At 68.9% G+C, this 22,652-nt stretch carries 21 protein-coding genes and 1 pseudogene; 14 read left to right on the forward strand and 8 right to left on the reverse strand.

The features are described from left to right. Positions 1-269: 269 nt before the first annotated feature. From OG734_RS21310 to OG734_RS21340, 7 genes are all read left to right on the forward strand, one after another. The gene (locus tag OG734_RS21310; RefSeq protein WP_330289121.1) at positions 270-1,406 is read left to right on the forward strand and encodes a sugar ABC transporter substrate-binding protein; all 1,137 of its coding nucleotides are present in this window, start codon (positions 270-272) and stop codon (positions 1,404-1,406) included. Between the two features lie 5 nt (positions 1,407-1,411). Next, a complete protein-coding gene (locus OG734_RS21315; RefSeq protein WP_330289122.1) occupies positions 1,412-3,469 on the forward strand; it encodes a HEAT repeat domain-containing protein in 2,058 nt (685 codons plus the stop codon). A 13-nt stretch (positions 3,470-3,482) separates the two neighbouring features. Then, the gene (locus OG734_RS21320) at positions 3,483-3,731 is read left to right on the forward strand and encodes an SCO4226 family nickel-binding protein (protein ID WP_330289123.1); all 249 of its coding nucleotides are present in this window, start codon (positions 3,483-3,485) and stop codon (positions 3,729-3,731) included. A gap of 610 nt (positions 3,732-4,341) precedes the next feature. Then, a complete protein-coding gene (locus OG734_RS21325) occupies positions 4,342-5,775 on the forward strand; it encodes a non-reducing end alpha-L-arabinofuranosidase family hydrolase (RefSeq protein WP_330289124.1) in 1,434 nt (477 codons plus the stop codon). 24 nt (positions 5,776-5,799) lie between these two features. After that, entirely contained in the window at positions 5,800-5,958 is a 159-nt protein-coding gene (locus OG734_RS21330; protein ID WP_330294043.1) for a hypothetical protein, read from the forward strand. A gap of 497 nt (positions 5,959-6,455) precedes the next feature. Continuing rightward, on the forward strand, positions 6,456-6,899 hold the full coding sequence (locus OG734_RS21335; RefSeq protein WP_330289125.1) for a hypothetical protein: 444 nt from the start codon (positions 6,456-6,458) through the stop codon (positions 6,897-6,899). A gap of 175 nt (positions 6,900-7,074) precedes the next feature. Continuing rightward, positions 7,075-7,317 carry a hypothetical protein gene (locus OG734_RS21340; protein ID WP_330289126.1) on the forward strand — a complete coding sequence of 81 codons (243 nt, stop codon included), beginning with the start codon at positions 7,075-7,077 and terminating at the stop codon, positions 7,315-7,317. 229 nt (positions 7,318-7,546) lie between these two features. Here the strand turns inward: OG734_RS21340 and OG734_RS21345 are convergent, their stop codons facing one another. Further along, positions 7,547-7,780, reverse strand: a complete 234-nt coding sequence (locus OG734_RS21345; RefSeq protein WP_330289127.1) for a YozE family protein — start codon at positions 7,778-7,780, stop codon at positions 7,547-7,549. 1,180 nt (positions 7,781-8,960) lie between these two features. On the opposite strand from OG734_RS21345, the gene OG734_RS21350 reads away from it, so the two are divergent. Together OG734_RS21350 and OG734_RS21355 are read left to right on the forward strand one after the other, a co-directional pair. Next, positions 8,961-9,779, forward strand: a complete 819-nt coding sequence (locus OG734_RS21350; protein WP_330285514.1) for an IS5 family transposase — start codon at positions 8,961-8,963, stop codon at positions 9,777-9,779. A 39-nt stretch (positions 9,780-9,818) separates the two neighbouring features. Further along, positions 9,819-10,517: pseudogene (locus OG734_RS21355) on the forward strand (tyrosine-type recombinase/integrase); the annotation flags it as partial. 909 nt (positions 10,518-11,426) lie between these two features. Here OG734_RS21355 and OG734_RS21360 read toward each other — a convergent pair. After that, positions 11,427-12,188: a phosphoglyceromutase gene (locus tag OG734_RS21360; RefSeq protein ID WP_330289128.1), complete on the reverse strand. Its 762-nt coding sequence runs from the start codon at positions 12,186-12,188 to the stop codon at positions 11,427-11,429. A gap of 162 nt (positions 12,189-12,350) precedes the next feature. Between OG734_RS21360 and OG734_RS21365 the strand changes: the two genes are divergently transcribed. Next, positions 12,351-13,628, forward strand: a complete 1,278-nt coding sequence (locus tag OG734_RS21365; RefSeq protein WP_330289129.1) for an MDR family MFS transporter — start codon at positions 12,351-12,353, stop codon at positions 13,626-13,628. A 25-nt stretch (positions 13,629-13,653) separates the two neighbouring features. Here the strand turns inward: OG734_RS21365 and OG734_RS21370 are convergent, their stop codons facing one another. Further along, positions 13,654-14,118 carry a DUF2000 domain-containing protein gene (locus OG734_RS21370; RefSeq protein WP_330289130.1) on the reverse strand — a complete coding sequence of 155 codons (465 nt, stop codon included), beginning with the start codon at positions 14,116-14,118 and terminating at the stop codon, positions 13,654-13,656. Between the two features lie 49 nt (positions 14,119-14,167). Here OG734_RS21370 and OG734_RS21375 point away from each other — a divergent pair, with 49 nt between their 5' ends. Then, positions 14,168-14,989: a helix-turn-helix transcriptional regulator gene (locus OG734_RS21375; RefSeq protein ID WP_330289131.1), complete on the forward strand. Its 822-nt coding sequence runs from the start codon at positions 14,168-14,170 to the stop codon at positions 14,987-14,989. On the opposite strand, the gene OG734_RS21380 is transcribed toward OG734_RS21375, so the two are convergent. Beyond that, positions 14,976-15,488 carry a YbjN domain-containing protein gene (locus OG734_RS21380; RefSeq protein WP_330289132.1) on the reverse strand — a complete coding sequence of 171 codons (513 nt, stop codon included), beginning with the start codon at positions 15,486-15,488 and terminating at the stop codon, positions 14,976-14,978. The genes OG734_RS21375 and OG734_RS21380 overlap by 14 nt on opposite strands. After that, the gene (mshA, locus tag OG734_RS21385) at positions 15,481-16,785 is read right to left on the reverse strand and encodes a D-inositol-3-phosphate glycosyltransferase (RefSeq protein ID WP_443064887.1); all 1,305 of its coding nucleotides are present in this window, start codon (positions 16,783-16,785) and stop codon (positions 15,481-15,483) included. The genes OG734_RS21380 and mshA overlap by 8 nt, the downstream gene beginning before the upstream one ends. 168 nt (positions 16,786-16,953) lie before the next feature. Between mshA and OG734_RS21390 the strand changes: the two genes are divergently transcribed. The 3 genes from OG734_RS21390 to OG734_RS21400 all read left to right on the forward strand — a co-directional run bounded on the left by OG734_RS21390 (position 16,954) and on the right by OG734_RS21400 (position 20,876). Further along, positions 16,954-17,769, forward strand: a complete 816-nt coding sequence (locus tag OG734_RS21390) for a class I SAM-dependent methyltransferase (protein WP_330289133.1) — start codon at positions 16,954-16,956, stop codon at positions 17,767-17,769. A gap of 227 nt (positions 17,770-17,996) precedes the next feature. Further along, complete coding sequence (locus OG734_RS21395) at positions 17,997-19,088, forward strand: C40 family peptidase (RefSeq protein ID WP_330289134.1); 1,092 nt, start codon at positions 17,997-17,999, stop codon at positions 19,086-19,088. Between the two features lie 351 nt (positions 19,089-19,439). Further along, on the forward strand, positions 19,440-20,876 hold the full coding sequence (locus OG734_RS21400; RefSeq protein WP_330289135.1) for a PP2C family protein-serine/threonine phosphatase: 1,437 nt from the start codon (positions 19,440-19,442) through the stop codon (positions 20,874-20,876). A 24-nt stretch (positions 20,877-20,900) separates the two neighbouring features. On the opposite strand, the gene OG734_RS21405 is transcribed toward OG734_RS21400, so the two are convergent. The 3 genes from OG734_RS21405 to OG734_RS21415 form a co-directional block, all read right to left on the reverse strand. Then, positions 20,901-21,239, reverse strand: coding sequence for a DUF2516 family protein (locus OG734_RS21405; protein ID WP_330289136.1), 339 nt, complete (start codon positions 21,237-21,239; stop codon positions 20,901-20,903). Positions 21,240-21,423: 184 nt separating this feature from the next. Next, positions 21,424-22,080 (reverse strand): hypothetical protein, encoded by a 657-nt coding sequence (locus OG734_RS21410; protein ID WP_330289137.1) that lies wholly within the window; start codon positions 22,078-22,080, stop codon positions 21,424-21,426. A gap of 74 nt (positions 22,081-22,154) precedes the next feature. After that, complete coding sequence (locus tag OG734_RS21415; protein ID WP_330289138.1) at positions 22,155-22,634, reverse strand: helix-turn-helix domain-containing protein; 480 nt, start codon at positions 22,632-22,634, stop codon at positions 22,155-22,157. Positions 22,635-22,652: the final 18 nt, after the last annotated feature.

Here is a 22,652-nt window from a genome sequence, read left to right on the forward strand (position 1 = left end):
TCGCGGAGGCGGGGTCCTTTTGTGTGGGGTTTGTGTGCGGTGGGGCCCGTTCGCCCTGTTCGGAGCATCAGAAGGCGACATCGATCATCGTTGAACCGGCATACACTTCACAGCAGTTGACGCTCAGGCGCTGTCCATGCACAGCAGGCACCCTGTTGCCATCTCGTTAACCAGCACTTCTTGACGTCACGTGCTGCCGCCGCGTTGGCTTCCGTATCTGTTCTGTATCTGGGTTCGTCATGCTGTTCCCCGCCTGGAAGGCACCTGCCGTGAACGCTCGTACCCCCCGTCGGACCGCCGTACGCCGTACCGCCATCGCGGTGACGGCTGCTGCCTCGGCCTTCTCGCTCGCCGCGTGCGGTGTCCTCGACGGCACCGGCGGAAGCAGCGGCTCCGCGGCGCCGAAGAAGGGCGACGACATCACGGTGGGGCTCCTCCTGCCCGACAAGAAGACGAAGCGCTTCGAGAAGTTCGACTACCCGCTCTTCAAGAAGCAGGTCACCGCCCTCACCAACGGCAAGGGCAAGGTCCTCTACGCCAACGCCGAGGCGAACGAGGCCAAGCAGGGCAAGCAGCTCGAGGAGATGATCGCCGAGAAGGTGGACGTCCTCGTGGTGGACGCGATCGACGCCAAGACCATCGCGCCGGCGATAGAGAAGGCCAAGGAGGCGGACATACCGGTCATCGCGTACGACCGGCTCGCGGAGGGCCCGATCGACGCGTACGTCTCCCACGACAACGAACTCGTCGGTGAGGTGCAGGGCCGCTCGATCGTCGAGGCCCTCGGCGAGAAGGCCGCGACCAGCAAGATCGTCATGATCAACGGCTCGCTCACCGACCCGAACACGGCGCGGTTCCAGACCGGCGCGATGAACGAGCTCGAGGGCAAGGTCCAGATCGCGGCGTCGTACAACACCAAGGACTGGCTGCCCGAGGTCGCCAAGACCAACATGGAGACGGCGATCAGGTCCGTCGGGCTCAGCAACATCGCCGCGGTCTACTCGGCGAACGACGGTATGGCCGGCGCGGCCATCGACGCGATGAAGGAGGCGGGAGCCTCGAAGATCCCGCCGGTGACCGGGCAGGACGCGGACCTCCAGGCGGTGCAGCGGATCGTCTCGGGCGAGCAGTACATGAGCGTCTACAAGTCGTTCATCCTGGAGGCCAACAACGCCGCGTCCATGGCGGTGGCCAAGGTCCAGGGCCGCTCGATCGAGTTCGACGCGCTGACCCGCGACAGCGTCGACAGCCCGACGCAGAAGAAGATCCCGTCGCAGCTGGTACCGGTGGTGGCCCTCACACGGGACAACATCAAGGACACCGTGATCCAGGACGGCGTCTACACCATCCAGGACATCTGCACCCCGGAGTACGCGGCGGCCTGCGCTGCGATCGGCCTCAAGTAACGGGCGTGACCGGCGAGTTGCTTCGCCGAAGCCGGGGCTCGGAGCTGACGGAGGAGGACTGCTGGGCCCTCTACACCCACGTCGGCGCGGGCAGGAATGATCTGACCGCTGCGGCGACCGCAGCGCTCCCCGACCTGCTGCGGCTCGCCGCGTCTCCCGGCGGGGTACGGGTCGACCTCGTCGACCTGGTCGGCACGCTGGCCCGGAAGGCAGCGACCGCCCCGCCCGAGGCGGTGGACCCCGGCTGGCCGGCGGCGTGGGAACGCCACCGTACGGCGGCCGAGGCGCTGCTCTCGGATCCCGACCGGGCTGTACGGTACGCGGCGCTGGGCCTGACTCCGGCGCCCGCGAAGCTCCTCGAGCGCTGGCGGGCGGAGGAGGACGCGACCGTACGGGACCTGCTGCTGTCGACGTTGACGGCCGCGGCGGCCGGGACGGAGTGGGAGCCGGAGGTCTCCGCCCTGCTGCACGGCCTCCTGCTCGACGACGACCCGGTGCTGCGCCTGACGGCCGTACAGGCCTGGGCGGCGATCGACCCGGCGGTCCCCGCCCGGCACGTCGACCTGATGGTGGACGTCCTGACGGACCCGGTCAACCGTCCGGTGATCGCCGTACGGGGCACCGAGCCCGGCGAGGAAACTGCGTACGCCTTCGAGACCGCCGTCGACTGCTCGCTCTGGCTGCTGCTGAAGCAGGCGGACGACTCGGCGGCGGCGACGCGCTTCGTCCTCGGCCTCGCCGACAGGTGTTCAGGGGACGCGGAGGACGTCGTACTGCGGCGGTGCGTCCTGGACCAGGCGTGGCGGCTGCTGGTGGAGCGTCGGTCCGCGGAACCTTTTCTCGCGCCCCTGGCCGCCGCCCGGCTCGACGACCGGGACCCGACGGTACGGGTGCGGGCGGCCCATCTGCTCGCGGTGCTCGGCACCCGCTCGGCGCCGTACGCCGACGAACTCGCCGCCCGCCTCGACGACACCGGCGAGGACGAGATGCTGGAGGGCACGGTCGGGGAGCACGCCCGCTGGGCGCTGGCCCGGATCGGCGACGCACGGGCACTGCCGGGGCTGGTGGAGAGCCTGTACGAGCCGTACCGCGAGCAGTACGGCCGTTCCTACACCTTGGGGGACCCGCGTCGCCCGGAGATCTTCGAGGTACTGATCCCGTTGCGGGCACATGCGCCGGCGCTGCTGCCGTCGTTGCGTGCGGCACTGCGGCACAACGCGGGCAACGGTGACATCGCCGGTTCGCTGACGCACGAGTTCTGCAAGGTCCTGGAGGCCTGGGGCCCGGTGTCGCTGCCGGCTCTCCCGGACGTACTGCCGCTGCTGGCCAGCGCCCGCACCTCGCTGACGGTGGCCGACGTGCTGGTGGCCATGGGCGAGGGTGCGGTGACGGCCGTACCGGCGCTGCGCGACTGCGCGATCCTCGACTGGGAGGCCAACCGCTGGAAGGTGGCGTGGGCCGTGTGGCGCATCGGCGGCGACCCGGAGGGGAACGGTGAGCGGACGCTGAGGCTGCTCGGCGAGGCGGTGCTGGCGGCCGAGGGTCCCTTGGACGGCGGCCCGGTGCACCACTTGGCCGACTTCGGCCCGGCCGCCTCCGCGTACGCGCCCCGCATCCGCGCCCTCATGGTGACCAGCCAGAGCTGGTGGCTCCGGCTGGCGTCGGCGACGGCCCTTTGGTCGATCACCGGCGACCCGGAACCGACCCTGCCGGTGCTGGCCCGCTTCGTCACAGAAATCGCCGAGGGCGACGACAGCTACGGTTCGTTCCACCTGGCTCTGGAGGCGCTGAGCCGCATCGGCAGGATCACTCCGGAGATCGAGGCGGCCCTGTGCACGATCCGGGCGAGGGAGCGGCGGCTGTCTCCTTACGGGGACTACCGCGCCGTACTGAACGACGAGGCGCTGCGGGGCACGATCGACGGGCTGCTGGCGCGGGCTGCGGTCGGGGTCGCCGGGGCGGCCGTACGGGCAGAAGATGAAGTACAGGCAAGCGGTACGAAGCAGGAAGAGCGACCGGACCAACCAGCTCAGGGACCAGACCAGGGACCAGATCAGGGATAGGAGGTGCGACGCCATGCCCCAGTTCATGGACGTCCACCACGGCATGGAAGGCATCACCGCCGACCAGCTGAACCAGGCCCACCAGGCCGACCTGGACATCGAGAAGGACGAGGGAGTCCACTTCGAGAAGGCCTGGGCGGACCCCGCCTCCGGCACGGTCTACTGCCTCTCGGAGGCCCCGTCGGCGGAAGCGGTCCAACGCATCCACGAACGCGCGGGGCATCTCGCCGACGAGATCCATCCGGTGCCGTTGGCGGTGTGAGGGTCCCCTGTCAGAGGGTCCAGGGCCCAGGCCGCGAAAATGCCCCCGTTCCGCGCGGTATGCGCAGCTCGGGGGCATGATCGCGAGGGCTACTTCTTCTTGCTCGTCGTTGGTTGTCATCAGCCACTGTTGAGCGGCCCCGGAACAGCCCCTGGACGGCCCGGTACTGACAGAAAAGTCAGTTCTGTCGGCCGCGCACTCATCGGGAGACGGTCCCGCGTCGGCCGTCGCCAGCTTCGTCGAGATCCAGGACTCGCTCCATGGGGCGATGATCGCCTATCGCGCCGCCCCTCCGCGGGCGATGCGGCACAGGGTCGAGGCCCCTGCCTCCGGGGAGCACCATGCCCGCGCCCGCACCGCTACCTGCCCCTCACGCCAAAGACCCGTACAACCACGGGACTTGAAGCCACCTGGTTTCAGCCTGCGAACGTTTCTGCTCGCGGATTTTGCGAGAAGTATTGACGTCATTCATGGGATGTCTAGCATTCTCCCGATCGGTACTTCGACCTTTGTTCGGTATACCGGACAGCCAGGGTCGTGCCGCACCGACATCCGGACAGCCTCTGACGGGCCAGACCGGAGCCGCCTGCTCAAGGATGACGAGGTCCTTATGCACAGACGTAGTTTCAGCCTCAGACGCCCGTCCGCAGTGCTCGCCGCCGTGATTGCGGCCCTGGCCGCGTTGGCGGCGCTGCTCGTGGCCGGCCCGGCTCAGGCGGCCACCACCAGCGATGTGCGCGGTGTTGATTCCGGCCGGTGTCTCGACGTGGAGGGCTTCAGCCAGACCGACGGCGCGAACGTGCACATCTGGGACTGCCACGGCGGAACCAACCAGCAGTGGACGTCGACGGACAGCAGCCAGCTGACCGTGTACGGCAACAAGTGCCTGGATGTCCGGGGCGGCGCCACCACGCCCGGGACCCCGGTGCAGATCTGGACGTGCAACGGCAGTGACAACCAGCAGTGGCGGGTGAACTCCGACGGCACGATCGTCGGCGTGCGGTCCGGGCTGTGCCTGGAGGTCTCGGGCTGGGGCAAGGCCAACGGCACGGCGGTGCAGATCTGGTCGTGCCACGGCGGCACCAACCAGAAGTGGACCGGCCTGTCCGGGGCGGGCAACGCGTGTGCTCTTCCGTCGACGTACCGCTGGACATCGACCGGCCCACTGGCGGAGCCGGCGAACGGGCAGGTCGCGCTGAAGGATTTCACCACCACCACGTACAACGGCAAGCACCTGGTCTACGCGACCACCTCCAACGGAACGAAGTGGGGCTCGACGGGGTTCAGTCCCTTCACGAACTGGTCGGACATGGCGACGGCCGGCCAGACCCAGATGAACGAGTCCGCGGTGGCGCCCCAAGTGTTCTACTTCGCGCCCAAGAACGTCTGGGTGCTGGTGGACCAGTGGGGTCAGTGGCCGCTCTACTACCGCACGTCCAGCGACCCCACCAACCCCAACGGCTGGTCCGCCCGGCAGCCGCTGTTCACCGGCAGCCTCCCCGACGGCCCCGGGCCGGACCAGAAGAACGCCCCGATCGACCCGACCATGATCGCCGACGACCAGAACATGTACCTGTTCTTCGCCGCTGACAACGGCAACATCTACCGGGCGAGCATGCCGATCGGGAACTTCCCGGGCAACTTCGGCTCCTCGTACACGACGGTCATGAGCGACACAAGGGACCTTCTGTTCGAGGCGCCGCAGGTCTACAAGGTCCAGGGCCAGAACCAGTACCTCATGATCGTTGAGGCGCAGGGGACGAACCGCTACTTCCGCTCGTTCACCGCCTCCAGCCTGAACGGTCCGTGGACCGTCCAGGCCGGCAGCGAGAGCAGCCCCTTCGCGGGCCAGGCCAACAGCGGTTCCACCTGGGCCCAGGGCGTCAGCCACGGTGACCTGGTCCGCAACAACCCCGATCAGACCATGACCATCGATCCCTGCAACCTGCAGTTCCTCTACCAGGGCCTCCCCACCAACACACCGGAGGGCACCGACTACCTGAAACTGCCGTACCGGCCGGGCCTGCTCACCCTGCAGCGCTGACCCGCCTGATCCACGGTGGCCACTGTGGACACGAACGCCTGGTACGTCATGGTCAACCGCAACAGCGGCAAGGCACTGGACGACGGGACCAACCAGCAGTTCCAGTTCGTGGCCTGCGGTGACGGCTACATCAAGATGCCCTACCGGATGGGCCTGCTCACGCAGACCAACTCCCCCTGCTGACACCGGTATCCGGTTCAGCCCACCGAAACACCCCTTGCCCGCTGGGCAAGGGGTGTTTCGGTCTGCGCGCGCCCGAGGTCGCACGGCCGGCAGCGAGGTCCGAAAAACTTGGACCGGGCAGCAACCTTTCCGGGAGCAGCGGTGTAGCCGTCGCTGCCCAGTTCAAGACACAAGCGAAGCAGGGCCAGCGAGGGCCCAGAGCAGACGAAGGCCCCTGATCTGCACCATAAGTGCAGATCAGGGGCATGATCACGAAAGCTACTTCTTCTTGCCCTGGGTCTGGCGGGCCCGCTTTTTGGCCCTGGTCAGAGGCGTGCGCACATCAACTGACCTGCGACTGAGCGGTTGTTGGTGGTCGTCGTCTGTCGTCGGTGGTCGTCCTCGGAGGTCCCAGGACTGGCCCGGCCAGAGGCTCCATTCGCCACAACGCTGAAGCTGCTCGCGAGCCCCTTATATCGATACTTTTGCCGATGCTGTGGTCGGTAGGCTTCCGCTCCATGACCACAACTGGACGTCAGCGCTTCACCGTTCGCGCCGGCCTTGCTGAGGCCATCGACGACGACGCTCCATACGACGGTGTCCCGGATCATCTTGGCAGGCCCCTTCGGGAGTGGGTTGACTCTGTCCTCCAGACCAACACGTCCCTGGAAAAGACCACGGTGGCGGAGGCCGTAGCCCTGCGACTGCGGATCGTGGTGCCATCTCGCCGCAGCGTTGCGGCCTACCTCGGCCAGATCATCGACGATGATCTCTTGGACGTCGTCGATGAGATGCTGCAAATCATGACTCAAGTGGGACGGCTAAGCAGTAAGTCGCTCCTGGACCTGGAGTTCATCTTGGACCAGGGGGGGGTCGGCTTATTCCATCAACTCAGAGCAAGACGGGCTGGAGGTTCGGATCGCGCCAGCCGTCCGCGATGCAGTCAGCCACACTGTCGCTGAAGCGGCATCCGAGTCTTCAGCCGGATCAGCCTCCGAGCACCTCGCTGCCGCTTGGAAAGCCGCATACGGCCGTCAACCCGACGCGGTGCGCGCATACAGCGAGTCCATCAAGGCAGTGGAATCCGCTGCTCACTCAGTGGTACAGCCGAACCATGCCAGAGCTACTCTCGGCACCATGCTCGGCGAGATCGGCAACGCTCGGGCGAAGTTCACCACTGCTCTGGACACTCCATCTGGCAAGGACCCGATCGCCCCTGTCGAGGCGATGATGCGCGCGCTCTGGGATGGGCAAATCTCCCGGCATGGAAAGCAGACCGCCACGGTGCCCGAGACTTTGGAGGCGGCTCGGGCAGGTGTTCACCTTGCTGCCACTCTGGTCCAGTGGTTCATCTCTGGGGTTGTGGTGCGCAATCCCTGATGCTGTCCGAACTTCTCAAGAACGTGGTTCATGGCATCGCTAACGCTAGCGGCAGGGACTGCTAGCGTTAGCGACCCGCTAGCGGCCAAAACCGCAGGTGACCAGCGCGTTAGCAGATAGCGACCGGCCTTCCCGGACCTTGGAAATCGGCCCGATACGGGCCCCCGGAGGGGTGACCCCTGCCGCTATCACGGAAGCTCCCGCCCGTGGACCTCAACCTCCCGAGGGCTCAGGCATCGCCTTGGGCCACCCGATACGCCTCGTACTGAGTCCATGCACGTTCGAGTGTCTCCATAGCCGCCGTGATGGCACCGCACTCTTCGAGGTAGTCAAGCTGACCCTGCCTTCCCTTCCCTGAGGGCCAGTCGGGATCGGCGGAGACATCCCGAGCGAGATCCCCGATGGAGTTGCGCTGATCGGCATGGGTCTTCAACCACGCAGTGAAGTTCCTCGGCTTGGGCATATCCGCATCCTTCCGCCGCCGCATCGAGGCAAACCCAACGCGGAACGGCCAGCGGCCCGCACATCTCTAGGCTCGCCATGCTCGCGCGCCAGCCGTCACCTGGTGCTGATCCCCGGAGGCGCCGCTCCGTTGGAAGGCGTCTGAGGGCGGCTTTTACCTGCGGGGCGACCCGGCCCACCCCGCAGGTAAAAGCCGTCCTGGGTGCCTTCCAAGGGGCAGACGGCGGACGTGGGCGCACACGGTCGGGCCTCTCCCGCTCTGTGCGGCTCACCATGGCTCTTCAGTGGGGGGCTTGTTGATGCGTGCGGCGTCTACTTGAGCCGGTTCCCACGCCCTGTGAGTGGGGTGTTTGCCTCGTCAGGGCGGTCTACGCCGGACTGCACGAGTCCGGGAGGGGAGGTTGGCTGTAGCGGGCGGGGCTTTTTGTCGGCCTGGGTGACGGTAGCGTCCGCCTGGGCGATGAGCTGTGCAGCACTGATGCCAGCAGCGCCAGCCAGGGCGAGAGCCGCCGAGGCCGCTGCTACTACGGCCCGTCGTGCGATGACCATGATGGAGTCCTGCGGTTGCTGAATGGCGTGCGGCGCCTACTTGAACTGGTTCGTACGCCCGGTGGTTGGGGTGTTTGCCTCGTCAGGGCGGTCTACGCCGGACTGCACGAGTCCGGGAGGGGAGGCTGGCTGTATCGGCCGGGGCTTCTGACGGTCGGCTTGGGTGACGGTGGTGTCCGCCTGGGAGGCGAGCTGCGCAGCACCGAGGCCAGCAGCCGCGCATCCGAGCATGAAAACCGTTGTGGTCGCAGCTGCCACGACCGTGCGTGCGATGACCATGACGTGTCCCGCCGTAAGTCAGGAGCATGGCCCGCAGTACTTCGCCGCGGCTTCTGCACATGCCTCCGACGGGTTCCACGCTACGCCGCGACTTCGGGGCTCGCACCCGACACCCTTGCCCTCCTGAAGAGCCTCCCTCTGCTCTTACTAGAGAGTTGAGGGAAAACAGCGTCCGCAGCCTCCACCGGGCATCCATCACACCCTCTGACCTGCACTGTTCCTGCGGACGCTAAACAATTTATTTAGCGTCCACTAGCGTCCAGACACGCACTGCCCCTAAGGGGTCCTTGCAGAATGATCCTCTTGTGGCACGGTGGGGTTGTATGTGACTCCGTGTTTTGTGGGGTGTGATCATGGCGCGGCGGAAGCCGTGGGAGGTCAGTGACGAGTTGTGGGCGGTGATCGAGCCGCTGCTGCCGAAGCATGAGCGGCGGTTCCGGCACCCGGGGCGCAAGCGGATCGATGACCGCAAGACGCTCCAGGGGGTGCTGTTCGTCCTGTACACCGGTGTCCAGTGGGAGTTCCTGCCGCAGGAGTTGGGGTTCGGTTCGGGTCCCACGTGCTGGCGGCGGCTGGCCGAGTGGCAGGAGGCCGGGGTGTGGGAGGAACTCCAGCGGGTGCTGCTGGACCGGCTTCGGGCGGCTGATCGCCTCGACTTCTCCCGCGCCACGATCGACGCCTCGCACGTGCAGGCCAAGCGGGGGCGCAGCAGCCCAAAAGTCGGTCCGAGCCCGGTTGACCGCGCGCGGCCGGGCTCGAAGCATCACGTGCTGACCGAGGCGCACGGCATCCCGCTGCGGGTGTCCCTGACCGGCGGTCACCGCAACGACGTCACCCAGCTCCTGCCGCTGGTCGACGGGCTGGCACCGGTACGCGGCAAGCGGGGCCGGCCCCGGCGCAAGCCCCGCACGTTATACGCCGACCGCGGCTACGACCACGACATCTACCGCCGCCGTCTGCGCGAGCGCGGCATCACACCGAAGATCGCCCGGCGCGGCCAGCCGCACGGCTCCGGCCTGGGCAAAGTCCGGTGGGTTGCCGAGTCCGCCATCGCCTGGCTCCACGGCCCCCGCCGCCTACGAACCCGCTGGGAAGCACGCGACGACATGCACGACGCCTTCCTCCAGCTCGCCCACTGCATGACCCTGGCCCGGAAGAATCCAGCATTCTGAAAGGACCCCTAAGAGCCCGTTCCCGCAGGCCAGAGCCGCCCGGCCGTGGGCGCGCGGCGGGTCGTTCCCTGGGAGCCGGAGCGCGTATTCGCCGTACGCGGCGCGATGGTCGAACGGTTCCGGCCCATGGTCGACCTGGGCGCCGGTTGTGGTCTGCGGCAAGGCGAGATCCTCGGACTTACGGTCGACGCCATCGACTTCGACAGCGGCAACCTGCATGTGGTGCAGCAACTCAAGCTGAGCCTGAGCAAGGCCGTGTTCGCTCCGCCGAAGGGCGGCAAGCTCCGTGACGTACCGCTGCCCGATCCCGTGGCAGATGCACTCAAGGAGCACATCATGCGGTTCCCGCCGGTAGAGATCACCCTGCCGTGGATGCGGGCCAACGGCCAGCCCGTGACGAAGCGGCTCATCTTCATGGGCCCCAATGGCGGGCACGTCTGGCGCACGTCGCTGAACGAGGACCACTGGAAGCCCGCTCTCGCGAAGGCAGGCGTCATCCCAAAGGCCAAGAGCCGCGAGCACGCCGCCGCTCGCGAGCACGGCATGCACGCGCTCAGGCACTTCTACGCGTCCGTGCTCCTGGACGCCGGAGAGAGCATCAAGGCCCTTGCCGAGTACCTCGGGCACTCCGACCCGGGCCTGACGCTGAAGGTGTACGCGCACCTCATGCCCAGTAGTCGGGACCGTGCCCGGAAGGCTCTCGGCCGCGTGCTCCGGCCGCAAGATCCGGGACCCTGAGGCCCACAGTGGGCAACGAGCCAGATCCCCTGGACAGAGCCACTTTCAGCCGTCGCCGTGCTCCTGCCTCCAGGACAAGACCTGCGGGACAGGAGCACGGCGACAACCCCAACGGTGGTCGATGCGCGAGCCTCAGGGGACGCCGTAGGCCGCTCCTTCTACCGCCCTCCGTGACAGCGGCACGGCCGAACGGATGCTAGGTCTAGCGGGCCGCGCGTGGAGGCGCCCATATTCGCCTCATCAGGGCGGTGGCACAGCCTCACTGGGGTGCACACCCGCCGTCCCCCGTCCCAGCGCAGTTGTACTGGCCGCCGGGACGGGGGACGGCGGCGCGTCCTCCATAGCGTCTTGAGTACCAAGCAATACGTAGAGCGCTGCCAGCACGGCGGCTCCTGTCATGAGAGCGGCGCCTAGTTTCTCGTTGCGATAGGCCAGGATGACGGCTGCGCCAGCTAATGCTAGGACCACAATGGCAGTGAGGGACATTCGTTGTCCTTCGTCCAGGCCCGGCCGTCGTGCTCCGCCAAGATCCCGGCGGCCGGGCGGTTCGTCTGTCGGTGCAACACAGTGACACCCCCGTAGGGACACGCACGACCAGGGTCCAGGCTGAGTAGCCAGAATGAGTGGGTTGCCACTCATGTGCTTCAGACCGTTCGCAACTAGCGTGTTCGCCATCTCATACAGAGGAGTGCGTCAGGGCCGTGAGCAGTACCTCGGACGCTCCGAACCGGGACTGACTCTGACGATGTACGTGCACCTCATGCCGGGCAGCCGGGACCTGGCCCGGAAGGCTCTCCGGCCGCAGGATCACACGGGCTGAGGTTCCAGATAGGTTCCAGATAGGTTCCACGGCATGAAAATGCCCCTGAGCAGCGCCGTATGCGCAGCTCAGGGGCATGATCGCTATTCCTACTTCTTCTTGCCCTGGTTCTTGACCGCCTCGATCGCCGCCGCAGCCGCGTCCGGGTCGAGGTAGGTGCCGCCCGGCTTTACCGGCTTGAAGTCGGCGTCCAGTTCGTAGGCGAGGGGGATGCCCGTCGGGATGTTCAGGCCGGAGATCGCCTCGTCGGAGATGCCGTCGAGGTGCTTGACCAGGCCGCGGAGGCTGTTGCCGTGGGCCGCGACCAGGACCGTGCGGCCGGCGAGGAGGTCCGGGACGATGCCGTCGTACCAGTACGGGAGCATGCGGACGACGACGTCCTTCAGGCACTCCGTGCGGGGGCGCAGCTCCGGGGGGATCGTCGCGTAGCGCGGGTCGTCCGACTGGGAGAACTCCGTGCCGTCTTCCAGCGCCGGGGGCGGGGTGTCGTACGAGCGGCGCCAGAGCATGAACTGCTCCTCGCCGAACTCGGCGAGCGTCTGGGCCTTGTCCTTGCCCTGGAGGGCGCCGTAGTGGCGCTCGTTCAGGCGCCACGAACGGTGTACGGGGATCCAGTGGCGGTCCGCGGACTCCAGGGCCAGCTGGGCCGTGCGGATCGCGCGCCTCTGGAGGGAGGTGTGGAGCACGTCGGGGAGCAGGCCGGCGTCCTTGAGCAGCTCACCGCCGCGGACCGCCTCCTTCTCGCCCTTGTCGGTGAGGTTGACGTCCACCCAGCCGGTGAACAGGTTCTTCGCGTTCCATTCGCTCTCGCCGTGGCGGAGGAGGATCAGCTTGTACGGTGCGTCGGCCATGCCCCGAGCGTAATAGAACGTCCTGATCCGTTGCGCGGCCGCCCGGCAACCGGACAGCTGACGGGACGGTTGACGGGATCTGCTAATTGAGTGGCTCCCCCGCGAGACCCGCTCGTAAGGTGTCATCACCGTTCGAGCCGCTTACGTCCGTGGGGGATACCTGTGTCACTGGCCGCCTTGAAACGCGCTGCCCGAGAGTCCGTTTCCGGGTTGCCCCGCGAGTTCTGGTGGCTGTGGACCAGCACCCTCGTCAACCGGCTCGGGGCCTTCGTCGCCACCTTCATGGCGATCTATCTGACCCTCGACCGCGGCTACTCCGCGTCGTACGCAGGTCTGGTCGTCTCGCTGCACGGGCTCGGCGGGGTCGTCTCGTCGATCGGGGGCGGGGTCATGACCGACCGGCTCGGACGGCGCCCCACACTTCTCATCGCGCAGTCGTCCACGGCGTTCTCCGTCGCGCTGCTCGGCTTCGTGCACGATCCCGTCGCCATCGCGGCCGTCGCCTTTCTCGTCGGTATGGCGAGCAATGCCTCGCGGCCGGCCGTGCAGGCGATGATGGCGGACATCGTGCGGCCCGAGGACCGCGTGCGCGCCTTCTCCCTCAACTACTGGGCGATCAACCTCGGGTTCGCCGTCTCCTCCGCCGGCGCCGGCTTCATCGCCGAGGTCAGTTATGTCGCCGGGTTCCTCGTCGAGGCTGGTATGACGCTGGCCTGCGCGGTCGTCGTCTTCCTCAAGCTGCCCGAGTCACGGCCGACGCCGGCCACGAAGGAGGAGCAGGCGGAGGCCTCCGTCGGGCTCGGGACCGTGCTGCGCGACGGGCGCTTCATGAGCGTCGTCGGGCTGTGCTTCCTCGTCGCTCTCATCTTCCAGCAGGGCGCGGTCGGGCTGCCGATCGCGATGGGCGAGGCCGGCTTCACCCCGGCGGACTTCGGGATGGTCATCGCCGTCAACGGCGTGCTGGTGGTCGTGCTGCAGATCCCCGTCACCCGTTTCATCGAGCACCGGGACGCCCGTCGGCTTCTCGTGGCCTCGTCTCTTCTCGCCGGGTACGGGTTCGGGCTCACCGCGTTCGCCGGATCGGTCGGCGTCTTCGTCCTCACGGTGTGCGTGTGGACCCTGGCCGAGATCATCAACGCGCCCACCCAGACGGGGCTGGTCGTGCGGCTGTCCCCGGTGCACGGGCGCGGTCGCTATCAGGGCATGTACACGATGTCCTGGGCGGTGGCCGGGCTGGTCGCCCCGCTGATGTCCGGCTTCGTCATCGACCACTTCGGCGCGGAGTGGCTGTGGGGCCTGTGCGCGGTCATCGGGACGGTGGCGGGGGTGGGGTACTGGGTGCTGATGGAGCGGGTTGCGGAAGGGAACGACGGCACGGGCCCGGCTCACTCGCCGTCGGGAGCCTCGGTGTCCGAGGCTGTGGCCGAACAGGCAGTCTGACCGCCCGGACGGTAGGCACCCCGGCTCACGGGTGCATCCGCGCCCCCTTCACCACCTTGTCCACCGCGTTCTTCGGTCCGTACACCGCCACCCCCACCACATCCAGCTCCCCCGCGCCCACGGCCCGTACCGCCGCCCGGTTGTCCCGGTCGTTGCCCGTGGCGAACAGGTCGGACGTGAAGACGGAGCACGGCAGAGAGCGGGAGACCGCCCGGCCGTGGGCCGTCTTCAGGGTCTCCTTGGTGGCCTCGAAGACGAGGACCGGTTGACGGAACATCGGCATGTACGGCGTGCCGTCCGCGTCCTCGTACGGCTCGCCGATCACCTCGGGGACCGTCGTCCCCAGGCCGCTGACCAGGAACGCGGTCACGTTCAGGCGCTGCCAGGGTTCCAGGTCCTCGCGCAGGACCACGGCGATCTTCGTGTCGAAGCGGATGGGGTCGGGGGTGGGTTCGGGGGTGGGGGCCTGGGTGGTGTGCGGTGCGTTCATGCTTTGAGACTGCCGACCCGCGCACCTCTGCGTCTTGTACGTTCTTTGCGTGGCCGCCGCACCCTCGCAGCAGCGAGACGTCTCCGCCTGGCGCCCGCGCGTCCCGGGTGTCCTTGAGGTGTTCCACGCCCACTTCGTCGAGTACGCCTACCCGATGCACGTACACGACTCCTGGACGCTGCTCATCGTCGACGACGGCGCCGTACGGTACGACCTCGACCGGCACGAGCGGGGCACCCCGCACGACACGGTGACCCTGTTGCCGCCGCATGTGCCGCACAACGGGTCGCCCGCGACCCCGGACGGGTTCCGTAAGCGGGTGCTCTATCTCGACTCCACCCATCTCGGCGACGAGTTGATCGGGGCCGCCGTCGACCGGCCCGATCTGCGTGATCCCCTGCTGCGGCTGCGCGTCGGGCAGTTGCACGGCGCGCTGGTGCGGGCCGGGGAGGAGTTCGAGGCCGCGAGCCGGCTGGCGCTCGTCGCGGAGCGGCTGCGTACGCGGTTACGGGCGGCGGACGTACCCCGTCCCGCGCGTGTTGATCCGCCGCTCGCCCGGCAGTTGCGCGCGCTGCTCGACGAGCGGCTCGTCGACGGGATCACGCTCGACGAGGCCGCGCGGCTCGTGCACGCGCATCCCGCGCATCTCGTACGGGCGTTCAGCGCGGCCTTCGGGATGCCGCCGCACCGGTATCTGACGGCCCGTCGTGTCGAGCGCGCCCGGCGGCTGCTCCTCGACGGGCAGTCTCCCGGGGCGGTCGCCACGGCCACCGGGTTCTACGACCAGGCCCATCTCACGCGGCACTTCAAGCGCTTGGTGGGCGTGCCGCCCGGGCGGTACCGGCTCGGTCGCGACGTCAGTCGGTCGTAGCAGTCGTAGCCGTCGTTGGGCGCTGGGTCAGGTGGGCGAACGCGTCCAGGTTTCGGGTCGACTCGCCCCGGGACACCCGCCAGGCGTACTCCTTGCGGATCGCCGACGCGAAACCCAGCTCCAGGAGGGTGTTGAAGCCACCGTCGGCCGCCTCCAGGACGGAGCCGAGGAGGCGGTCGATCTCCTCCGGGGTGATCGCCGACAGGGGCAGCTTGGACGTCACGTAGACGTCGCCCATGCGGTCCACCGCGTAACTCACGCCGTACAGCTTGAGGTTGCGTTCCAGGAGCCAGCGGTGGACCCCCACCTCGTTCTCGTCGGGGTGGCGGATCACGAAGGCGTTGAGTGAGAGGGAGTGCTTGCCCACGAGGAGCGAAACCGTCGTCGAGAGTTTGCGGGTGCCCGGGAGTTTTACGACGTAGTTGCCGGGCTTCGGGCTCTCCCAGTCCAGGTCGGCCTCGGTGAGGACCTGCTCGATGATCGACGCCGAATCAGCCATGCAGCGAGCGTACGCGACGCCTGTGGGCCTGCATCGCGGCCGTGTAGACGTCCCCCGTGGCGGCGGCCGAGGCGTCCCAGCCGAAGCGCCGGGCGTGCTGGGCCGCCGTCGCGCCCATCCGGGCGGTCAGGGTGTCGTTGTCGGCGAAATCGCGCAGCACGCGCGCGTAGGCGGCCGGATCGTGGCCCTGTACGAGGAATCCCGTACGTCCTTCGTCGACGGCCACCGGGAGGCCGCCGACCGCCGCCGCCAGCACCGGCGTGCCCGCCGCCTGCGCCTCTATGGCGACCAGGCCGAACGATTCGCTGTACGACGGCATGACCAGGACGGAGGCCGCCCGGAACCAGTCCGCCAGCTGGTCCTGGCCGACGGGCGGGCGGAACCGTACGACGTCGGCGATGCCCAGGCGGGCGGCGAGCTTCTGCAGGCCTTCCGGCTTGGCCAGGCCGCTGCCGCTGGGGCCGCCGACTATCGGGACGACGATGTTGGCGCGCAGCTCGGGGCGCTCGTCCAGGAGGACGGCGACCGCGCGGAGCAGTACGTCGGGGGCTTTCAGGGGCTGGATTCGGCCCGCGAAGAGGGGGATCAGGGCGTCCTGCGGGAGGCCCAGGCGGGCGCGGGCGGCGGCGCGGCCGTCGGCCGGGGAGAAGCGGTCGAGGTTGACGCCCGGGTGGACGACGGCGACCTTGCCGGGGTCGGCGTCGTAGTGCCGTACGAGTTCGTCGGCCTCTTCGGAGGTGTTGGCGATGAGACGGTCGGCGGCGGCCACGACCTGCATCTCGCCGATCACGCGGGCGGCCGGTTCGGGGTTGTCGCCCGCGGCCAGGGCGGCGTTCTTGACCTTGGCCATGGTGTGCATGGCGTGCACCAGAGGGGTGCCCCAGCGCTGGGCGGCGAGCCAGCCGACGTGGCCGGAGAGCCAGTAGTGCGAGTGCACGAGGTCGTAGTGGCCGGGGCGGTGGCCGGCCCAGGCCTGCATGACGCCGTGGGTGAAGGCGCACAGCTGGGCCGGCAGGTCCTCCTTGGGGAGGCCCTCGTAGGGGCCCGCGTCGATGTGGCGCACGAGGACGCCGGGGGCCAGCTCGACGGACGGGGGAAGGGCGGCCGTGGTGGCCCGGGTGAAGATCTCGACCTCGATGTTGATCGCGGCGAGGCGCTGCGCGAGCTCGACGATGTACACGTTCATACCGCCGGCGTCGCCCGTGCCGGGCTGGTGGAGGGGTGAGGTGTGCACGGAGAGCATGGCTACCCGGCGGGGCCTGCGGCGGCGGCCCAGCAGGCCGATGTACTGGCTCACGTGGCGTTCCTCCTTCTCGGTCCCGGCTGTTGTTGCTCTGCGCGGTTCGCCCTTCGCACAGCTCCGAAGGGTCAACGCCAGGAGGAGGCGACCCATTTCCTCTTTGCGAAATCATTACCGTTTTCCGCTCAACCGTTCGATAATGCGCCGCCCCTTACCCTCGTACCCATGGCTCCCCGCGCATCGACGACCCGCCCGCTGGGAACGGTGACGCGCGGGACGACCAACCCCAATCGGCTGCGCCGCATGGACCGCTGGATCGCGGCCACGCACGGCGCCGCGCTGCGCCGCGCCCCCTCCCCCGTCGCGGTGGACCTCGGGTACGGCGCCGCGCCCTGGACGGCCGTCGAGCTGCTCGCGCGGCTGCGTACCGTGGCGCCACGCGCGCGCGTGGTGGGCGTCGAGATCGAACCGGCCCGGGTCGCGGCGGCGAAACCGTACGAGCACGAGGGGCTCGTCTTCCGGCACGGCGGGTTCGAGATCCCGGTGCCGGAGCGGCCGGCGCTCATCCGCGCGGCGAACGTGCTGCGGCAGTACGAGGAGGCCGAGGTCGCCGGGGTCTGGGCACGCCTGTGCGCTCGGCTTGCGCCGGTCACGGACATCCCCGGGGGCGGGCTGCTCGTCGAGGGGACGTGCGACGAGATCGGGCGCCGGCACGTGTGGGTCGCCCTCGGGCCCGAGGGGCCGCGCACGGTCACCTTCGCGGCCCGGCTCGGCTCCCTGGACCGCCCCTCCGACCTCGCCGAGCGCCTCCCGAAGGCCCTCATCCACCGGAACGTTCCCGGCGAACCGGTGCACGCCTTCCTGCGCGACTTCGACCGCGCCTGGGCCGCCGCGGCGCCCTACGCCTCGTACGGGGCCCGCCAGCGCTGGATCCGGGCGGTGCGGGACCTGACGGCGGACTGGCCGGTGACGGACGGGGCGGCGCGCTGGCGGCAGGGGGAAGTGACCGTGGCGTGGGGGGCGTTGGCGCCTCGGGGCTGACTTGCCGGCACCCCCCTGTTTCCAGGTGCCTCAAATTGCCCACAGGTCGCGGGCAACGATCTCCGTGCGCCGTTCGTCACACATGCCGGGGACATGCTGGGGACTTGGGGAGGGCAGGCACCTTGCGGGAGGCCTGTTGCTTTCTGCGGTGACATGGCACCATCCCCCAGGCGTCCGTAAGTTACTGACGGTTAATCAAATGGGCGAAATATGCGGGGGTGCGGGAAATGGGAGCCGGCAAGCGGAGTCTGGTCGCGGCAGCCGTGGGACTGGTCTGCGCGATCACCGTCCTCGGCGGAGCGGGCACCGCGTTCGCGAGCCCCGCCCCGACGCCGACCCCAACACCCACGCCCACGCCAACTCCGCGTGTGACGCTGCCGCCGAACAAGGACCTGGAAGCCGTACGCAAGAGGCTGGAGAAGCTCTACCACGACGCGGCGGTCGCCACGGACGCGTACAACGCGGCGGAGGAGCAGGCCGAGCGGCAGTCCGCCGAGATCGTCGAGCTGGCCCGGGAGATCGTCAAGGGGCAGGAACGGCTTGCCGAGTTGAAGGACCGCGCAGGTGCCGCGGCCCGAGCCCAGTACCGCTCGGGAGGCCTGCCGCCGGAGGCGCGGCTGTGGCTCAGTGACGATCCGCAGGCGTGGCTGGAGGGCGTCAGCCGGGTCCGGCAGGGACAGAAGGCGACCACGGGCCTGCTCGCCGAAATGACGCGCACCCAGCAGGACTTGGAGCTGTACGCGCAGGACGCCTCGGCCCAGTGGACGAAGCTGGAGACGAGCCGGAAGGCCAAGGCCGCCGCACAGACGAAGATCAAGCAGCAGGTCGCGGCGGCCGAGAAGCTGGAGTCCCAGCTGGAGAAGAAGGAGAAGGAGCGCCTCGCGGAGCTGGAGCGCGAGGCCGCCTCCAAGGCGCAGACGTCCTGGCTCAGCTCCGGCATCCTCGGCGACATCGACGGCAAGGCGACGGCGCAGGGCAAGAAGGCCGTGGAGTTCGCGACGGCGCAGATGGGCAAGCGGTACGAGTGGGGCGCCGAAGGCCCGGACACGTTCGACTGCTCGGGCATCACACAGGCGGCCTGGGCGGCAGCCGGGGTCGCCATCCCGCGCACCTCGCAGCAGCAGTGGGCGCAGCTTCCGCACGTCGACGTCAAGGACATGCGTCCCGGTGACCTGATCGTCTACTTCGACGACGCGAGTCACATCGCGATGTACGTGGGCGACGGCGCCATGGTGCACGCCCCGCGGCCCGGGCGGACGGTGACGATCGCGGGGGCGGGGTCGATGCCGATACTCGGGGTGGTGCGGCCGGGTGCGTGAGCCGGGTGTGTGAACCCGGGTGCATGGACCCGGGGTCGGCCTGCGGCAACTCGCCGAATACGGCACCTTTTGCGCCATCCGGAACATTCCACCCGCCGCGTGACCCGCCCCACGTGACCCACCGCACCCACCGGCGCCGCCCGCCCCTCTGGTGGACGTGACATTCGTCATCTCCGGGCGGGCAACCCTGTGCCCAAGTGCGTTACGGAACAAGGCATGTGACACCGTCGCCACCCTGTGGACGCACCGCCAACCATTCCGCTGCGGGCCCGTCAACCGCTATGGTCCCGGTCGGTGGATCGAGACCCCTCGCCCATCGTGCCCTCGGGGGGAGGGAAGGAACCCACGACGATGCCCGTACCCATACCGCGGCAGAGAGCGATCCCGGCCGCGGAAAACGGTCAGGCGCCGACCCCGGCCGTGCCCGGAGGGACCTCGACAGGCACCCCCGGCCCCAGCGGACCGGGCGGCGAATCGGCTCCGCGCAAGCAGGCGACGACCGGCATGGACGCCGCTGACTCCGTCGCCAACGCCAACGCCGCCCCCTCCGGCACGGCCCCAGGCACACATCTGACCCTGCTGCTGATCCAGGACGACCCGGGCGGCTCGCCGGTCGTGCCCGAACTCCTCGACGCCGCGGGCAAACCGATCCGTGTCCGTACGGCCCGCAACCTCACCGAGGCCGAGCGGCTGCTCACCGACGACGTCCACTGCATCCTCCTGGACCTCGCGCTGCCCGCACCCCACCACGCCGAGGACGGGAACGACGACGAGCTGGCGGTGCTCAAGCACGTACTGCGGCTCGCGCCCCGGCACGCCGTCCTCGCGCTCACCGCCTCCGGCGACGCCGCGCGCGGCTCGGAAGCGGTGCGCGTCGGCGCCCAGGACTACCTCTTCCGCGATGAGCTGGACGGCCGGCTGCTGAGCCGCGCGATCCGCTACGCGGTGGAGCGCAAACGCTCCGACAAGGCCGAACGCCGGCTCACCGAGTCCCGGCTGCGGGCCCAGGAGAACGCCCGGCTGGAACGCGGCCTGCTCCCCACCCCGCTCCTCGACGGCTCCTCGCTGCGCTTCGCCGCCCGCTACCGCCCCGGCCGCTCACGCGCGCTGCTCGGCGGCGACTTCTACGACACGGTCCGTACGCCCGACGGCACCGTCCACGCGATGATCGGCGACGTGTGCGGGCACGGCCCCGACGAGGCGGCGCTCGGCGTGGAGCTGCGCATCGCGTGGCGCGCGCTGACCCTGGCGGGGCTGTGCGGCGACGCGCTGCTGGGCACGCTTCAGCAGGTCCTCGAACACGAACGTGAGAGCGACGAGATCTTCGCGACGCTCTGCACGGTCGACATCGCGCCGGACGGCCGCAGCGCGGGCCTGTGCCTGGCCGGCCACCCGTCCCCGCTGCTGGTCCGCCCGGCGCCCGCACTCGCCGGACTCGCCGCACTCACCGGACTCTCCGACTCCCCGGTCATCGCGGAACTGCTGCCGTACGACAACAACGGCCCGGCGCTGGGACTGCTGCCGGGTGCCCGCTGGCCTCGTACGCAGGTGCAGCTGGGGGCCGAGTGGACGCTGATGCTCTACACGGACGGTCTGATCGAGGGCCATATCGGCGCGGGCCGGGAACGGCTCGGCCAGGACGGCATGGTGGCGATGATCCGCCGCCAGCTGGCGCAGGGCCTGCGCGGCGAGAAACTGCTGCGCGCGGCCGTGAGCGAGGTGCGCGAGCTGAACGGCGGGGAGCTGACGGACGACCTGGCGGTACTGCTGCTGGACCGCGGGGCGTAGACCGCGGGAAGAGCAGTCAGGGGGTCAGCGACCGCCGTTGTAGGGCCCGTACGGACCGTCGCTGCTGGAGCCGCCGCCTCTGCGGCTGCGGCCACCGCCCGGGAGACCGCGCAGTGCCGGTCGTACGTCGACCACGTACACGATCGTCGCGATGAGGCCGGCGATCGGCAGGAACGACAGGATCCCGAAGATCAGGCTCACCACGAAGGCGATCCCGAGGATGATCAGCCAGAAGGGCTTGGTCTGCTTGCCGGCGGCGCGATAGGCGTCCTCACGGCGCACAGCGGCGTCCAAGAGCGCGAAGCCGCTGAAAAGGGTAAAGGCCATGCTCAGCAGCCCCATGAACCCAACGAATCCCTGCATCAGCACTACGTCCACCACCAGACTCGGTTGGTCCCTACGCGGTCACCGTACCCGCAACCGCGAAACGGATACTCCAAGAACGGGCCGGGCTCTCATGGAGTGCCCGGCCCGTCCCCGTACAAGCCCCCTAGTGGAAGCCCCGTACAAACTGTTCTAACTGTTCTGACTGTTCAAACTTTTTCGCCTACTTGGCGGGCGGAGTCGTCTTCTTGGCGACGGGCTTGCGGGCCGGGGCCTTCTTGGCGGCGGGCTTCCTGGCCGGCGCGGGCTCGGCCTTCGCCTCGGTCGCCTTGACCTCGACCGGCTCAGCCTTCGGCTCGGCCTTCGGCTCTACGGCGATGGCCAGTTCCTCGATCTCCTCGGCGGCCTCGCCACGCCAGGTCTTCACGGCCTGCTCGCCGTGCTCGGCGACCTTCTCGTACGTCTCGCGCGCCTTCACGGCGTACTCGGCGGCGACGCCGACACCGCGCAGAGCGAGGTCCTGGGCGCTCTCGCCGAGCTTCTTCAGGTCGGCGTCGATGGTGGAGCCGAGCTTCTTGAAGTCGCCGTCCAGCGTGCTGATGAACTCGCCGACCTTGGTCTGGATGGTCTCCTGTGCCTCCTTGGCACGGGTGGCGGCCTTCTCCTGCGCCTCCTTGGCGCGAGCGGCGGCCTTCTCCTGAACCGCCTTCGGGTCGGTGCCGCGTACGGCCTCGATCCGGGCCGGCGCCTCGGCGCGCAGCTGCTCGACCAGGCCGGGCACCTTCTTGGCCTGCTGAAGGGCGAGGTCGGCGGTGCCGGCGGCGAAGTAGAACGGCGTGGGGTCGCTGAGGGTCTTGCGCAGGTCTTCGGTGATGGCCATGGTGATGGTCCTCCCGGGTTGCTTCGAACTGAGGGTTTTGGGTTGCCGCGTACGTCAGGCTGGTCTGGCTTGCATCAACTGGCCGTCTGGTGCGGGTCGGCGTCGCTGCCGGTGCCTATGTCTGTGCGCGGAACGTCCGGCACGGGGACGTCCGTTGAGACTGGGGCGCCGTCCGGATCGGCCGGCTCGGCAGTCTCCGCGATCTCGAACCCGTTCTCCTTGCGGAAGGACTCGTAGATCTGCAGAAGCACCTGCTTCTGCCGTTCGCCGAGCGTGGGATCGGCGAGGATGACGGCGCGCGTCTCCACGTCGTCCCGATCGCGCTCGGCGTCGAGGATGCCGGCCCGCACGTACAACGTCTCCGCGGAGATCCGCAGCGCCTTGGCGACCTGCTGCAACACCTCCGCGCTCGGCTTGCGCAGCCCGCGCTCGATCTGGCTCAGATAGGGATTGGACACCCCGGCGGCCTCGGCGAGCTGCCTGAGGGACAGCTGCGCGGTGCGCCGCTGTTCGCGCAGGTACTCACCAAGATTGCCGACGTTGAGCGATGCCATGTCTCTACTGTGCCGCAC

Origin of the sequence: Streptomyces sp. NBC_00576 (genome assembly GCF_036345175.1) — a bacterium.
In the GTDB taxonomy this organism is placed as follows: Bacteria; Actinomycetota; Actinomycetes; order Streptomycetales; family Streptomycetaceae; genus Streptomyces.

Bases quoted from the DNA above. Each gene is read 5' to 3' on its own strand.
- OG734_RS21400 (WP_330289135.1), top strand. From the start codon at position 19,440: ATGCCCGTACCCATACCGCGGCAGAGAGCGATCCCGGCCGCGGAAAAC.
- OG734_RS21410 (WP_330289137.1), bottom strand. From the start codon at position 22,080: ATGGCCATCACCGAAGACCTGCGCAAGACCCTCAGCGACCCCACGCCG.
- OG734_RS21320 (WP_330289123.1), top strand. From the start codon at position 3,483: ATGCCCCAGTTCATGGACGTCCACCACGGCATGGAAGGCATCACCGCC.
- OG734_RS21380 (WP_330289132.1), bottom strand. From the start codon at position 15,488: ATGGCTGATTCGGCGTCGATCATCGAGCAGGTCCTCACCGAGGCCGAC.
- OG734_RS21360 (WP_330289128.1), bottom strand. From the start codon at position 12,188: ATGGCCGACGCACCGTACAAGCTGATCCTCCTCCGCCACGGCGAGAGC.
- OG734_RS21395 (WP_330289134.1), top strand. From the start codon at position 17,997: ATGGGAGCCGGCAAGCGGAGTCTGGTCGCGGCAGCCGTGGGACTGGTC.
- OG734_RS21405 (WP_330289136.1), bottom strand. From the start codon at position 21,239: ATGCAGGGATTCGTTGGGTTCATGGGGCTGCTGAGCATGGCCTTTACC.
- OG734_RS21390 (WP_330289133.1), top strand. From the start codon at position 16,954: ATGGCTCCCCGCGCATCGACGACCCGCCCGCTGGGAACGGTGACGCGC.
- OG734_RS21335 (WP_330289125.1), top strand. From the start codon at position 6,456: ATGACCACAACTGGACGTCAGCGCTTCACCGTTCGCGCCGGCCTTGCT.
- OG734_RS21415 (WP_330289138.1), bottom strand. From the start codon at position 22,634: ATGGCATCGCTCAACGTCGGCAATCTTGGTGAGTACCTGCGCGAACAG.
- OG734_RS21325 (WP_330289124.1), top strand. From the start codon at position 4,342: ATGCACAGACGTAGTTTCAGCCTCAGACGCCCGTCCGCAGTGCTCGCC.
- OG734_RS21345 (WP_330289127.1), bottom strand. From the start codon at position 7,780: ATGCCCAAGCCGAGGAACTTCACTGCGTGGTTGAAGACCCATGCCGAT.
- OG734_RS21370 (WP_330289130.1), bottom strand. From the start codon at position 14,118: ATGAACGCACCGCACACCACCCAGGCCCCCACCCCCGAACCCACCCCC.
- OG734_RS21350 (WP_330285514.1), top strand. From the start codon at position 8,961: ATGGCGCGGCGGAAGCCGTGGGAGGTCAGTGACGAGTTGTGGGCGGTG.
- OG734_RS21340 (WP_330289126.1), top strand. From the start codon at position 7,075: ATGCTCGGCGAGATCGGCAACGCTCGGGCGAAGTTCACCACTGCTCTG.